We start from the raw sequence: 13,826 nt of genomic DNA, 5'->3' as shown, positions 1-13,826 counted from the left end.
GACAAAGAATCTTTTCTAAAAGATTCTAAAAGCTTTAATGAAGCTATGACTAAACTCACAACACATTTAAACACAAACTTTTACACACTTTATAGAGAATGGCATTACAAAGATATAGAGCCTAGAATCTTTGCTGAAGAAATGCTTGATTGCGGTAAAAACGGCGATGATAAAAGATGGGAAGCGCCTCTGGATTATAAAATTCATATTATGCACGATAAGATAGGCTATATTGAAGTCGCAGCTGATAGTGTAAGACATCACAAAGAACTCATTGTAGATACGCAATACAATGAAATGCCCTTTGACCTTGGCAATAGACTGGATTTCCTTCCAGAGAAACCAAAAGATTTTGACATTATGCTTGATATGGCACGAAAACTCGCCTATTTTACAGACTATGTAAGAGTTGATTTATATTATGTAAATAATAAAATTTATGTGGGAGAACTTACTTTCACAAATGCAGGCGGAGCAGATACTTTTAATCCAAACGAATGGGATAAAAAGCTTGGAGAGTTGTGGCAACCAAACCCATGCAAACAATATGAAGCATGCGCAAATAACTTGTTGAGTTGTAGTAAAAGCTTATAAAGAATTAAAAGCAATGAAATGCTTTAATAAAACCTGACAAGCTTGTTTTTTGCAATGCAGGGATATATAGATATATTAATCAACTTGTAAAAAGTCTCAATGTAAGACTTGGTGGGGCTAGTAAAGTTAAGATTTAAAAAACAAACTTTAAATTCTAAACACAATGCAAACTCATAAAAAATTCAAGCAATAATCACAAAAAATTCGATATAATGACAGCTTTATGACTATGTGTAATGTTAAATTATGGTGGTGTGGCTATGTTGGCTAGGTTTCAATCTTTAATACGACAATATTCTATAACTATAATGGTGATTATTGTAATCTATGCGTTGTCAGTGAATGAGCAGCTTGGGAAATTGTGTGCTGGGGTTGCTATTTTGCTTTTTGGTATGCTTTTTCTAGGCGATGGGTTTAAGGCATTTTCTGGTGGATTTTTGGAAAAAACACTTACAAATTCCACAAAGACATCACTTCGCAGCGTAATATTTGGCACGATTGTTACCACGCTTATGCAGTCATCAAGCCTTGTGTCAGTTTTATCTATCTCATTTGTGAGTGCCTCTTTAATCACTTTAATACAGGGTATTGGCGTGATGTTTGGGGCAAATCTTGGCAATACGACTGGTTCATGGCTTATCGCTGGGGCATCTTCGATCAGCATTTCATCACTTGCCCTGCCGCTTATTGTCGGTGGTTTGCTTTTTAACTTTCAAAGCAATTTACTCTATAAAGGTGTGGGTAAGATTCTAGCGGGGCTTGGCTTCTTTTTCTTAGGCGTGTTTTATATTAAGGCTGGTTTCGAGGGCTTTAAAGATGTTATGGACTTATCTCAATATGAGCTTGAGGGTTATAAGGCGGTGCTTGGCTTCCTTTTTATAGGTGCATTGATTACTTCAATTATTCAAAGCTCACATGCTACACTTGCGATCATTATTACCGCATATTTTGAGCAGCAGATAGGTTATGAGCAGGCTTTAGCTGCGGTGCTTGGCACAAGTGTTGGCGGGGTGGTAACTGCTCTTGTAGCTTCACTTAGCACAAATATTGAGGGGAGAAGATTAGCGGTTGCAAATTGTATTTTTAACTTTACAACCGTGTTTATTGTGGCAGTGTTTTTTAACTACTTTGTGATGATAAATAATGCGATTTCTGATGCTATTGGTTTGGGGCAAGATTCTATTCTTAGACTCGCTGTATTTCATACACTTTTTAACCTTTTTGGTGTTGTGTTGCTTATCGCATTTATACCAAAGATTGCTAACTTTCTCACTAAAACTTTAAAGGGGCATAATACAGGCGAGAGTGTGCCTTTATTTATCAATGATAGCATATTGCCATATAAAGATACTGCACTTGAAGCACTTGATAATGAAGTCAAGCATCTCTATGATAATGCGTTTGCAATCATTTCTCATACGATAGGATTCTCACGGGCTGACATTCGCTCTACAAAAGAGTTTGACGAGATAAAGAACAATAAAGATTGGTTTAAACAAACCTTTAATGTTACCGAGCTTTACAACACGCAAATTAAAGTATTATTTAATGCAATCATGGACTTTTCTACAAAGTTGCAAACTTTTGCAAATGAAACACAATATGTTGAACGCATTGTGGCATTACAGATTGCCTCAAGGAAAATCGCAGAAGCGACCAAAAACATCGGTTTATTACAAGCAAATATGAAAAAACATGCAACAGGCAATAACCCCGCATTGCAAAAAGAATATGATGATATGCGTTTGGAGTTAGGACAGCTTTTGCGTATGGTTGAAGAGATTAAACACGCACCAAAAGAAAGTCTGGAAGCCCTAAAAGATGACCTTAAAAAACAAAAGAAGTTTTTTAAACAACAGGATAAAGACGCCTTTAATGTCGTAGAAAAACTGATACAAGAAAATGCGATTAACGCGGCTAATGGCACTTCACTCTTAAATGATTTATCATTTATTCACAATGTAGCAAAAGAACTCATTAGTGCGGCAAATCATATCTATGGCATGTCAAATATCAAGGCAGATAGCAATCCTAGAGATTGAGCTTTATATATTTAACCTAAGCTTATACAAAATAATACAGGACCAGATCTTAAAATTAGAGTTAGTCTTAATTGAAAACTAATAAAATCTTATGAATATCCAATATAATGAGAGAAAATATATTGCAATTTATTTATGGCAAATAAATGATATTGAGAAAATATGGGTAAAAAATAGAATCTACAACGGGGCATACATGTTTCATTAATCAATATAGTTTGTAGTTATAATGCTTAAAGCGTTTTTTGGATAGATTACTCACAGATTCACATAAGCAAAAATATGTTTTATGTGTTGCAACAAATAAGGAGACAATATGACAAGAATTATATGTGCTTTACCAATGATATTTTGCATTGGCTATGCACAAACTAGCACAATAGATTCTAATACTGAAGCATTAAACATACAAAATAATAACGAAACACAAAATACCGCACAGAATAACAGCACGATACACAATCTCTCACAAGACACACACAATGATAAAACAACACAAAGCATACAAAAAAGGGCGAGTCTATCTCCCGTTGTGGTTGTATCGCAATGGAAAAAGGATAGTCTAAATTCGCCTTTAAGTATTGAGTTATATGGCAAGGATACAATGCTTCATAATGGCGATATAGCAAAGTCTATGCTATCTATCCCCGGGTTTTCTATGACTAGAAAAGGTGGCGGAGGCAGTGAGATATTTTTCCGTTCTCAAGGGGCGTCAAGGCTGCCTATCTTTTTAAATGGCGGTAGCTTAAATGGTGCATGTGGTGGCAGAATGGATACGACAATCACCTATACTTTTCCAGAGAATTACAATAGAATCAGCATCTATAAAGGACCACAAGATGTGCGATATGGGGCGTTAGTTGCTGGTGGAGTGCTGTTTGAGAGAGATATAACAAGGCTAAAAAATCCAAGCTTTCATGCGGAAGCAAGTGGGCTTTATGGGAGTTTCAATCGCCTTGATATAAACGCAAATGCCATTATAGGCAATAAATATGGCTCACTTCAAGCCATACTCTCGCATTATTCTGCTGATGATTATAAAGCAGGGGGCAATAAAAGCGTACATTCAGCATATAATAGGGAATCTATTAGTCTAATCGGCACGATAACACCCACAGAAAATGCGGCAATAGAGCTTGATGTGGATATGGGCAGGGGCTTTGCATCGTATGCAGATAGGGGCATGGATGCTCGCACTTTTGATAGAATGTCTTATAATCTCAAGTATCAGCAACACTTCAATGAAACCTTTGATTTGCTTGATATACGCACTTGGTATAATGAGATAGATCATATTATGGATAATTTCTCTCATCGCTCTGCTAATGGAGTGTATAAACTAAGCAATCCAAAAAGGACAAATATCGGTGGTAGAATTGAGAGTAGGTTCTATATTAATGATATGTTTGAGTTATATGTTGGATCAAATTATGGTAATGATTCTCATGTTATAAGAATGTCTGGAGATAAAAATAGTGAAAATGAAGCAAATGCTACGCTAAATACGCCTTATAAAGCAAACTTTCTTTTTGAAAATGCGGGGGGTTTTACGCAAGGGGCGTATTTACCAGATTCTAACTTTGCTATTTTCTTTGGTGCTAGGTATGATTATGTATCAACCCTGCAGCATAGCACAAAGACAAGACTTCATAACAATCTTTTCAGTGCGTTTAGTCGCTATGAGCAGTATTTGGGTAAGGCTACAATGTATGCAGGGCTTGGTGTAGCACAGAGAGCACCAGACTTTTGGGAGAGAAGTAAAAGTGGCGGTATGAATCTAGCTGCTGAAACAAACACACAAATTGATATGGGGATAGTCTATAAAGATACAAACTATAATGGAAAGGCAAGTCTCTTTGCTTCATATATGCCTGATTATATTGCCCTGTATTATCAGCCAAAAAGTGGTAGTAACACCGTCAATACATATGCTTTTAATACAAATGCTATGCTTTTTGGAGGCGAGATTGAGGGGGAGTATATCTTTTTAGATTCTATCCATCTTTATGGCTCTCTAGCTTATACTTACGGGCAGAATCTTACTTCATATTATGGCATAGATTCTGTATTAAAAGCTGGAATGCCTTTGCCACAGATTGCACCATTGCAAGGGCAATTCTCCCTTTTTTATGATAGTAATAATTGGTTGTTGCGGTTTGATGTCTTATTTAATGCAGCACAATATCGCTATGCGCTAAATTTTGGAAATGTAGTTGGCAAGGATTTTGGAGAAAGTAAAGCTTTTGCTACGCTTAATCTTTATGGTGGCTATACTTTTAAGAATGTAACTTTGCTTGCAGGTATAGATAATATCACAGATACACTCTATGCTTATCATCTCTCAAAATATGGGAGTGAAGCTAGTCTTGGTGTAGCACCTACGAGTAGAATCTATGAGCCGGGCAGAAGCATTTGGGCGAAGCTAAGGGTGAGATTGTGAAATCAAACTAGGATACTGGATTTACCCTTTTACAAATTCATCGTAATTGATAGTATTCAAGTTGTATCCTAAGCCTTTAAACTAGCACAAATTGCTGATTTATTAGCCCTTATCATGCGTGATAGAATGAATGATAGCAACATAGAAGTCATCTCATACTATGTAACTCAAAATAAAAAGTTATCACAACATCTAATGCTATATTTTGTCATTTTATTTTTCTTTTCTACTTAATTTGTTATGCAAAAATTGTAAACATTGTTAAGTTATTTGGGCTTTTTATTTACCCTTGACTTGTTTTTTTTTTTTTGTAGAATGCAAACCTACTATATTTTACTTTAAGAGTTTTTGTATGTTTTTGAATCTACTTGAAAAAGACGAAAAAGTGGCGTTTCTAGAGATAGCACACCATCTTGCATGGAGTAATAATGACTTTTCTGATACGCAAAAAGCAGTGATTGCGACTTATTGCTTAGAAATGCAGATTAATGATATTAGCTATGATAAAAGTTGCGAAGAAAGCTTTAGTCTTGCAAACGCATTTGCAAAGATTAAGAATCCACGAAGCCAACGCATTGTGTTGTTAGAAGCTATGGCATTGGTATTTGCAGAGCATGTTGTGCATGTGGATAATATCCACCCAGAAGAAAAAAGAGTGATTGATGAGATGATAAAAGCCTTTAATCTTACAAAAAATCACGCATTAATCTATAGTGAATGGACTAAGGCTGTGCTATCTCTCACTACGCAAGGCAGGGCGTTAATTGATTTGTAATTTTCCTTGTACGCAATATGGGATATGCTGTAAAAATATCTCGCATATCATGGAATTACAAGCATTTGATTTGGGTAACGGAGTGTGTAAATACTTAGATTTAGATTCCAATATGTGTAAAATCTATGATGATAGACCAGAGATTTGCAATATAGAATCTATGTATGAAAAGCATTTCTATAGATTCTATACAAAAGAAGAATTTATACGACTAAATATAGAATCTTGTAATGCCATGCAAGAGCGTTTTGGGATAGAGGATAGGTTTAGGATTAAATAGTTAGCTATAACTATATTTTAGGTTATAGCTTATTTGTGAAATATTATTGAAAGGATGAATATGCCATTACCATTTTTAGTAGCGGCTGGGATTGCAGCCATTGGTGCAGGAGTTGGTGCAATAGCAAATGAAACTAGACGAGAGAAAGAGGAAAGCAAGTGCAGAAATAGTATTGAATCTCAATTACTCAGTGGGAATTATAGCATCACTGAGATTTCTTATGGCAAAACAAAAGGAACAGATTCAAGAAAATAGAAAATAAGGAGTAAATCATGCCATTACCATTTTTAGCAGCTATACCAGCACTTATTGCCGCAGCTTCTACTACTACGCTTGTAGTAGGAGGTGCTGTCGCGGCACTGGGTGTTATGGCATCGCTTGGAGCGTTTTTTGATAGCATAGATAAGAAAAAAAGGGAACTTAAAGCAACTGAAGCGAAAATAGCCAGTTTATATCACAGCGGTAATTATGCTACCGTAACAGTTGGTTTAACACGCAAAAAACGATTAGTTGGGACAGTGGAAGCTGAGGTAAGAGATGAACAACGAAAATTAAGAGTTGGACAAATAATATGACATATAATATTATTGATATTGAAAATCATCTTTTTAACGAAGTGGATAAAACCCATCTTGAGCAGTTTAAATCTGAGGTTATAGGCGTATTTCATAGAGATGACTATGATTTTAGCGGTGTCAATGAAATTGCACTCTTTATTATTTTTGATAGTAGCGGCAACAATGAAGTAGAGCTGATAGAATCAGAATATAATATGGATAAGAAAGAGGAAGTTAGCGTTACACTAATGCTAACTAGATTGGGTAACACGATACGAAAGCATATGATAGATTCTAAATTTTTAGGTATAAATGCTAGATTCTATCTTGGTGTAAATTGCACGCAGACTTTACACGATAGATTAAATGGTATGGATACAAAATCTAATCTAGCCACCATGAAACAGCAGCAAGGTGAAGATAAAGCTAGTATAAATCTAAAGCTAGAAAGCCCACGCTATAAAATGGGACAAATAGAGTTAGACAAAAAGACTAGAAAAAGCATTGAAGAAACCATTTTGCTTATGCAAAAGCAGGGGTTGATCTATGATGAATGGGGCTTTAAAGAAGTAGATGGTATCGCAAAAACCATTATCAATTTTCATGGGAAGCCTGGGACTGGTAAAACAATGAGTGCGCATATTATCGCAGATGCACTGGATAAAAAGATTATAAATAGCAATTATGCAGATATAGAATCTAAATATGTAGGCGATGCACCTAAGAATCTAGTAGCAGCCTTTGACTTAGCACAAAAGCATGATGCCGTGCTATTTTTTGATGAAGCAGATAGCTTTTTGGGGAAGCGAATCTCAAATGTAACTCAAGGCTCAGAACAAGCTATGAATGCCCTAAGAAGTGAGCTTTTAAAACTTTTAGAAGAGCGACCTGTGATAGTTATATTTGCGACAAATTTGCTTGATAACTATGATAAGGCTTTTCATAGTAGGATTTTGCAGTCAGTTGAGTTTAAATTGCCAAATAAAAAGCAAAGGATAGCCATTATTAAAAAGCATATCCCTGCTAAACTTTATGAGAAAGGAGCAAAAGAGCTAGATGAAGATGAGTTAGAAAAATTGAGTGAAATTGCAGATGGATTTTCTGGTCGTGAGATTAAAAACTCTGTGTAAATGGGCTTATTAAAGCGGCAAAAGAGGATACACTTCCTACTTTTTTACATTTTAAAAAGGCATTTAAGAAGTATAAAGAAGAGTTTGATAAATCTCATGAGTCTGAAAACAAAACGAGTGAGTTAGGAAATAGGGTAAGGAAAAACCTAAAAAAAGGTAACTACAAAACAATAAGGAGAAAGAAATAATGTCAAGTAAAAATACAAATGAGAATGCTAAAAAAGTAGGCGATGTGTTAAGAGAAGCTGGGATAGGCATTGAGGAAATATTATCTTTTGTCGCATCATTTAATGAAAAAACCTTAGCTGCTGCATATAATTATTATAAAGTAGAGAATGTCAAAACATACACTTTCAAAGAAGCTTTAGAATGGATACAAGATAAACTTGATAAAGATAAGCATGGCGGTGCAACTATCACTAGAGAAACACAAGACAATAAGATTATTTTAAAATGTTGCTTTTTAGATACTAATAAAAAGCCATTAGCAAAATTTGGTGATTTATTTCTAAATGTTAGCACAGATTCTATATGTCAGGATTTTAAAGATAATTTTGGCGATAAAAATATGATAGTTATTGAATAAGGTGGTGTTGTATGTTCGAGTTGATTAGAAGAGCTTGGGAATGGGTAAAAAAATTTTTTGAAAGTCTTTTAAATTTTGGTAGGAATATTCTTGATTGGTTTCAAGACCCAAGCAGATTAAAGGCATTAGAAGAAGACTATGATAGACTAGCCATTGTAGTAAAAGATAGATTGGATAATGGCAATTACAATACTGTTAAATGTCTTTTTAATCGCAGAACCAATAAAATTGAGGGGACACATAATGCAAGTAATAAGAACGCAGAAGGCATTGAAAGTAATGATTTAGATTCTGAAACTAAGAAGCGTTTTGGTAATAAAGAAATGCTTGTTTTAGAATAATAAAGGATTTGTGCTATGGATAATAATTTGATATGGCTATTTATTGGACTAGCGGTTGTTGTTGTAGCAGGTTTAATCGTGTTTATGAGTAGAAAAGATAAAGCTTTGGGTTTCAATGCGATAAGACAAGATTCTCTTACTATGAAAGAAGTTGTGGAGTTTTTTCAAAATAGTGAAGTAATAAATGAATTAGAGAGTAATCCTGATTTATTAGCCATTGCCATGCGTAATAAAATGAATGATGGTAATATAAAAGTTATTCTCACGCTATTTAACTCAAAAGAAAAAAAGATCATAACTACACCCAACACAAAAGCATATATTGTAAAAACGCTAGATTCTGATTTAGAGCAACAATTTGGTGATAAAGAAATGATTGTATTAAAGTAGTCAATATAAAAATTATTGCAAGACAAAATCACAATAACCACCGCTTTAAATCTAAAGAGATAAACACTCTTTTTAGATACACTAGGTTTTGCAAGATTAAGATTCACAAAAATTCACATTTTATAAGCTAGATTATTTTCATATATTTTTAATTTTTGCTTTTAGTAAAAGTATTGAGTTTTATCTCCCATATCTTAATGCTTGTGCGTGAGTTAGGGCTACGGCTAGGGCATCGCTAATATCTAGTGGTTTAATATCGCATTGCAGTCGTAACAAAACTTTTACCATATAGGCGACTTGCTTTTTATCGGCTTTGCCATTGCCTGTTAGAGACTTTTTAACTTGCAGGGGCGTGTATTCTGCGAAGTTGCCTAAATCTTGTAGGATTTTTAGACTGATTGCCCCGCGAAATTGTGCGAGTTTAATCACGCTTTTTGGATTATACGCATAAAAAATATCCTCCATTGCTACTTCATCTATCTCATAATTTTTTAAGATAAGATCAATGCCCTCGATAAATTCTACAATCTGGCTTTGCAGCTTTCTTGTCTCAATCTTAATAATACCCGCATCAAGCAGACTAGCCTTGCCAGATTCCACACTAATCACACCATAGCCGCAATTCCTGCTGCCCGGATCAATCCCTAAAATAATCATAAGTCTAAATAATCCGTGCCACCAAGTTTAGCAAAGCTTACTTCCATATTCTTTGGGATAGCCTTTATAATCTTATCAAGGAAGCACTGCTTTAGCAGTAAATCCCCGCAAATAAAGACTTCTTGTATCCCATAATTTAGCATCATATCACCCGCTAATGTGCCGATAAACTCCGCTAAAGAATCTATAACTCCATAGCATAATAGCTCGTTTTCCACTCCAGCAAGCTGAAAGCTCATCACACTACGCAAGATTCTCGCATAATCTAGCACGATAGAATCGCCCATTCTAATAAGCTTATAATCAATGCGTGGTCCCCTATCTCTTACGCAACGATTCGCATACTCTAGCACACTCGATTCTATCCCTAATATCTGTTCTATAAGCAGTGAAATATCAAGCAAATTAGTTGTGATTTTACTCTCTCTTATTACACTTGAAGGCGTAATAAGATTAAGCAAACCAAGCTTTTCTAGCTCATCTTGTGTTAGATTCCATTGTGATACAATGTCTTTGTTTGCCTTTGTGAAGTTAGCAATCAATTTATCACCATTTTTATAGCTATGCAAAGTCTCTAAATGCGTGTATAAATCAGTGGAAAAAGAAATATCTAAAATGCGTTGCAGACTAGATTCTGTATCTTGTGGTTTCTCAATCAAAAATTCACTCTTATGCGTGGTGGATAAAAAGGGGATAAATCTAGCAGATTTTGCCTTATTGCTTTTTAATAGGGAAGAGAGATTTTTATGCGTTTGCAGGTGGCTTAGATAGATATGCTCTGCTACGCTATAAGTAGATTCTAACATTTTAGCTTTATCTGTATAGCTGTAAGGATAGGCATCTTTGTAGCATAAAAGGGTGCTAGATTCTAAAGGATTTTTGTTTGAGTTTTGTTGATTAAAATCTAGCTTTATAGAATCTGATTCTATAAAATCTACTTGGGGCGTATAGAATAGATAGGATATTTCATGATTTTCTTGTAGATATGAAAGCAGTAAAAGCACTATAATATCACAAGATAATCCTGCAAATATCGTATTTGAGCCAAACTCTTTTGTGAAAACTTCTTTACATTGTATGCTTATAAATGGCTTTTCAAAACTTGCTAACATGCTTTTTTGTGCTTCACTCATACGCAAGTAGCTTTGAGCAGAATCTAATGTGCTAAAGAGAATGAATGGAATCTCTTTTTTGCTTTGTGCTGTATTTTTTAGTGAGAGTGTGAAAGAGATAGAGTTTCGCTGTAATGTAATCACCGTATTATCTAAAAGTATTTTAGCAAGAGATTCTATAAGTTCGTATTTTATGAAATGTTGCAATTCTACTTTGCTTAGTGTGTTTAACTTGCTTGTGTTTATTGTGCTTAGATTGATAGATTCTAAATATAAAAAGTCTGTAAGTTGTAGCGTATTTTTAGCGGTGCAATTTGGTGATTCTAGATTCCTAGATGTTTCGCTTTGCTCAACATGACAAGCATTAGAATCTAGATTTGTATTATTTTGTGTTCTAAAATCCGCACTCAACCCATAAGAAATAGATTCTAAATCCTCATAAATCAATGCGTGCATTTCATCTACATTTGGTATCAAAAGAGATGGGGTTTGTTTAGATTCTAAAGATTTGCAATCCTTAGTATGCGTTTTTGTAGTATGAGATTCTAAGTCATTTTTACTTGTTTGTATCATTATGCAATCTTTAGAATACAAGCCATTAAACTCATCTATACCAAGCTGTGTAATGTCTTTAAAAGTAAAGTCAAGCCCTAGTGGTAATTTGGAGCTAAGAGTGTCTGCTAGATTTAATATAGTATTAGAATCTGCTTGTATATAAATGTGAAATTTGCCTTTTTCATTATCGCTATAAAATAATTCTCTAATATTTTCACTCTTAAATTCACATAATAAGCGGATAAGAATGCCCTTTAATGCCTTGCTATATAAGCTATCTTGACGCACAAAGGTAAAGACGCATTGCAGTATTTGCGTATTGTCTAATGAATTTTGTGTGTCATATTTATGGATTTGGATCTGTTGTGATGGATCGCCGATAAATAGAATCTCTTCATTTTCTTCTTTTGTTTGCTGCATTACTTCCTCTAAAGATTATAAAAGTTATGATTTATAGACTTTTTGCACGATTTGCATTTCACTATTACTACCAAAAAAGCAAGGCGTGCTATCATGTATAGAATCTGTGTGTATATCAAGCAGCCTTTCACTACCATTACTCGCCATGCCACCAGCACACTCAAAGATATAGGCAAAAGGAAAGACTTCAAAAAGATTCCTAAGCTTTCCTTGCTTAGAATCTGTTGTAGCAGGATAGCTAAAAATGCCCCCGCCCTTACATAGAATCTGATGCAAGTCTGCTACCATACCGCCACTATATCGCAGTCTATACCCTTTGAGAAAAAAGCTTTCTACTAACTCTTTATGCTTTGGATACCAATGTTTTTGTGTGCCACCGGGTGAGTTTAGTTTGCCCTCTTCCTTTAGCTTTAGATTCTGTATAAACTCCCATGTATGCTTTGTGTAGTCATACAAATAGTGCATACTTTTAGAATCTTTTGCTACAACCATTTCCAAACGCGGACCATAGAGAAAATAGAGTGAAGCTACAAGATTTTTCCCTTGAAATTCATTTACATAGATTCCAAAAATACTGCCGATAGTGAGATTGCTATCCATAAGCGATGAGCCATCAAGCGGATCGTAAGCGACAAGAAGAGATTGCGATTTATTCAGCGTATCATTATCATAGCCGTATTGATTCTGTTTTAAAAGGGTAACTTCATCTCTCTCTTCACTAGCAAAGCCCTTGATATTTAGCTCCCCTAAAATATCGCCAAAAAGTTTGTCGGCAAGAATATCAACTTTTAGCTGATTATCACCGCTTGTATTCTCTGTATCGCTGTATTCGACATTTCTTTTTTGTAGTAGATTTGCAACTTGGACTGCACCTATTTGCAATGCCGCTATAATCTCATCGACTGCATAACTCATTGTATTCCTTTCACTAGCTTTTAAATCTGTAATATTAGCATGTTTATGTGTGTTTCATGTTTTTAGTTATGACTTAAAAATGCTAGATTGATAGGGAACGCTTACAAGTTTCTATACTACATATATAACCCACCATTTACTTTCAACACTTCGCCTGTGATATAGGTAGAATAATCGCTTAATAAAAATGCAACTGCATTTGCGATTTCTTCTGGTTTGCCAAGTCGTGAAAGTGGGATATTTTTTGCATATTCGGCTCTTACTTCTTCACTTAGTCCAGCAGTCATATCTGTCTCAATAAAACCGGGTGTAACGACATTAAAGCGGACATTTCTAGAGCCAGATTCAAGCGCAAAGCTTTTAGTCATGGCTATCATACCGCCTTTACTCGCTGCATAGTTTGTCTGCCCGGGATTTCCTTTTTCTCCAACGATTGAAGCGATATTTACGACACTTCCATGTCTTTGCCTACTCATAATTTTTAATGCTTCTCTACAACCAATAAAACAAGACTTCAAATTCGCATCAATCACACTTGAAAAGTCGTCCATACTCATACGCAAGGCAAGTTTATCATTTGTAATACCCGCATTATTCACAAGATATGAAAGCTCCTCATCACTCTCTTTAATGAGATTTAAAGCCTTAATGAAAGCCTCTTCATCTGTCGCATCAAAAGCTACTACTGCTGCCTTTCCGCCTTTAGATTCTATCTCTTCTTTAAGTGCGTTTGCAATCTCTGGCTTACTACGATAGTTAATCCACACTTTCAAACCAAAACCCGCTAAAGTCCGTGCGATTTCTGCACCAATACCCTTACTTGCACCTGTGATTAAAACATTCTTACCACTAAACTGCATTATATCTTTCCTTTAAAACAAAATATTTTTTGCAAATTTTTACAAAAAAAGGATTATAGCATAGCAAAAAAAATAAAATACCCTTTATAAAATGCAAGAAAAAATAGTAGAAAAACATAATGTTTTATCGTATAATTGCATACATTAAACCACATAAAAAGCGTAGAAATAA

At 34.9% G+C, this 13,826-nt stretch carries 15 protein-coding genes; 11 read left to right on the top strand and 4 right to left on the bottom strand.

What is annotated here, in order from left to right:
* The 11 genes from T368_RS13460 to T368_RS0106420 form a co-directional block, all read left to right on the top strand.
* A partial coding sequence (locus T368_RS13460) for an ATP-grasp fold amidoligase family protein (RefSeq protein WP_051591324.1) occupies positions 1-594 on the top strand: 594 nt, incomplete at its 5' end.
* 236 nt (positions 595-830) lie between these two features.
* Positions 831-2,636 carry a Na/Pi cotransporter family protein gene (locus T368_RS13455; protein WP_004087626.1) on the top strand — a complete coding sequence of 602 codons (1,806 nt, stop codon included), beginning with the start codon at positions 831-833 and terminating at the stop codon, positions 2,634-2,636.
* 316 nt (positions 2,637-2,952) lie between these two features.
* A complete protein-coding gene (locus T368_RS14545; RefSeq protein ID WP_004087625.1) occupies positions 2,953-5,076 on the top strand; it encodes a TonB-dependent receptor domain-containing protein in 2,124 nt (707 codons plus the stop codon).
* 352 nt (positions 5,077-5,428) lie between these two features.
* Positions 5,429-5,851: a hypothetical protein gene (locus T368_RS0106455; RefSeq protein ID WP_004087623.1), complete on the top strand. Its 423-nt coding sequence runs from the start codon at positions 5,429-5,431 to the stop codon at positions 5,849-5,851.
* Positions 5,841-6,131: a YkgJ family cysteine cluster protein gene (locus T368_RS0106450; RefSeq protein WP_027338372.1), complete on the top strand. Its 291-nt coding sequence runs from the start codon at positions 5,841-5,843 to the stop codon at positions 6,129-6,131. The genes T368_RS0106455 and T368_RS0106450 overlap by 11 nt, the downstream gene beginning before the upstream one ends.
* Before the next feature lie 60 nt (positions 6,132-6,191).
* Positions 6,192-6,386, top strand: coding sequence for a hypothetical protein (locus T368_RS0106445; protein ID WP_004087614.1), 195 nt, complete (start codon positions 6,192-6,194; stop codon positions 6,384-6,386).
* 17 nt (positions 6,387-6,403) lie between these two features.
* The gene (locus T368_RS0106440; RefSeq protein ID WP_004087613.1) at positions 6,404-6,706 is read left to right on the top strand and encodes a hypothetical protein; all 303 of its coding nucleotides are present in this window, start codon (positions 6,404-6,406) and stop codon (positions 6,704-6,706) included.
* On the top strand, positions 6,703-7,818 hold the full coding sequence (locus T368_RS14540; RefSeq protein ID WP_004087610.1) for an ATP-binding protein: 1,116 nt from the start codon (positions 6,703-6,705) through the stop codon (positions 7,816-7,818). The genes T368_RS0106440 and T368_RS14540 overlap by 4 nt, the downstream gene beginning before the upstream one ends.
* Before the next feature lie 187 nt (positions 7,819-8,005).
* Positions 8,006-8,404, top strand: a complete 399-nt coding sequence (locus T368_RS0106430) for a hypothetical protein (protein ID WP_004087608.1) — start codon at positions 8,006-8,008, stop codon at positions 8,402-8,404.
* A gap of 11 nt (positions 8,405-8,415) precedes the next feature.
* A complete protein-coding gene (locus T368_RS0106425) occupies positions 8,416-8,745 on the top strand; it encodes a hypothetical protein (protein ID WP_004087606.1) in 330 nt (109 codons plus the stop codon).
* A 15-nt stretch (positions 8,746-8,760) separates the two neighbouring features.
* Positions 8,761-9,135: a hypothetical protein gene (locus T368_RS0106420; RefSeq protein WP_004087593.1), complete on the top strand. Its 375-nt coding sequence runs from the start codon at positions 8,761-8,763 to the stop codon at positions 9,133-9,135.
* A gap of 180 nt (positions 9,136-9,315) precedes the next feature.
* Here T368_RS0106420 and ruvC read toward each other — a convergent pair whose 3' ends face one another.
* The 4 genes from ruvC to fabG form a co-directional block, all read right to left on the bottom strand.
* A complete protein-coding gene (gene ruvC / locus T368_RS0106415) occupies positions 9,316-9,792 on the bottom strand; it encodes a crossover junction endodeoxyribonuclease RuvC (protein WP_004087592.1) in 477 nt (158 codons plus the stop codon).
* Positions 9,789-11,879: a hypothetical protein gene (locus T368_RS0106410; RefSeq protein WP_004087590.1), complete on the bottom strand. Its 2,091-nt coding sequence runs from the start codon at positions 11,877-11,879 to the stop codon at positions 9,789-9,791. The genes ruvC and T368_RS0106410 overlap by 4 nt, the downstream gene beginning before the upstream one ends.
* Before the next feature lie 24 nt (positions 11,880-11,903).
* Complete coding sequence (locus tag T368_RS0106405) at positions 11,904-12,794, bottom strand: class 1 fructose-bisphosphatase (RefSeq protein ID WP_004087588.1); 891 nt, start codon at positions 12,792-12,794, stop codon at positions 11,904-11,906.
* Positions 12,795-12,910: 116 nt separating this feature from the next.
* Positions 12,911-13,654 carry a 3-oxoacyl-ACP reductase FabG gene (fabG, locus tag T368_RS0106400; RefSeq protein WP_004087587.1) on the bottom strand — a complete coding sequence of 248 codons (744 nt, stop codon included), beginning with the start codon at positions 13,652-13,654 and terminating at the stop codon, positions 12,911-12,913.
* Between the last annotated feature and the right edge of the window lie 172 nt (positions 13,655-13,826).

It is taken from the genome of Helicobacter bilis ATCC 51630, assembly GCF_000686565.1.
GTDB classification, from domain to species: domain Bacteria; phylum Campylobacterota; class Campylobacteria; order Campylobacterales; family Helicobacteraceae; genus Helicobacter_A; species Helicobacter_A bilis.
The sequence above is the reverse complement of the archived record's forward strand: the minus strand, read 5'-3'. Positions and strand labels throughout refer to the sequence as shown.

Bases quoted from the DNA above. Each gene is read 5' to 3' on its own strand.
- T368_RS13455 (WP_004087626.1), top strand. From the start codon at position 831: ATGTTAAATTATGGTGGTGTGGCTATGTTGGCTAGGTTTCAATCTTTA.
- T368_RS14545 (WP_004087625.1), top strand. From the start codon at position 2,953: ATGACAAGAATTATATGTGCTTTACCAATGATATTTTGCATTGGCTAT.
- T368_RS0106455 (WP_004087623.1), top strand. From the start codon at position 5,429: ATGTTTTTGAATCTACTTGAAAAAGACGAAAAAGTGGCGTTTCTAGAG.
- T368_RS0106445 (WP_004087614.1), top strand. From the start codon at position 6,192: ATGCCATTACCATTTTTAGTAGCGGCTGGGATTGCAGCCATTGGTGCA.
- T368_RS0106440 (WP_004087613.1), top strand. From the start codon at position 6,404: ATGCCATTACCATTTTTAGCAGCTATACCAGCACTTATTGCCGCAGCT.
- T368_RS14540 (WP_004087610.1), top strand. From the start codon at position 6,703: ATGACATATAATATTATTGATATTGAAAATCATCTTTTTAACGAAGTG.
- T368_RS0106430 (WP_004087608.1), top strand. From the start codon at position 8,006: ATGTCAAGTAAAAATACAAATGAGAATGCTAAAAAAGTAGGCGATGTG.
- T368_RS0106425 (WP_004087606.1), top strand. From the start codon at position 8,416: ATGTTCGAGTTGATTAGAAGAGCTTGGGAATGGGTAAAAAAATTTTTT.
- T368_RS0106420 (WP_004087593.1), top strand. From the start codon at position 8,761: ATGGATAATAATTTGATATGGCTATTTATTGGACTAGCGGTTGTTGTT.
- ruvC (WP_004087592.1), bottom strand. From the start codon at position 9,792: ATGATTATTTTAGGGATTGATCCGGGCAGCAGGAATTGCGGCTATGGT.
- T368_RS0106410 (WP_004087590.1), bottom strand. From the start codon at position 11,879: ATGCAGCAAACAAAAGAAGAAAATGAAGAGATTCTATTTATCGGCGAT.
- T368_RS0106405 (WP_004087588.1), bottom strand. From the start codon at position 12,794: ATGAGTTATGCAGTCGATGAGATTATAGCGGCATTGCAAATAGGTGCA.
- fabG (WP_004087587.1), bottom strand. From the start codon at position 13,654: ATGCAGTTTAGTGGTAAGAATGTTTTAATCACAGGTGCAAGTAAGGGT.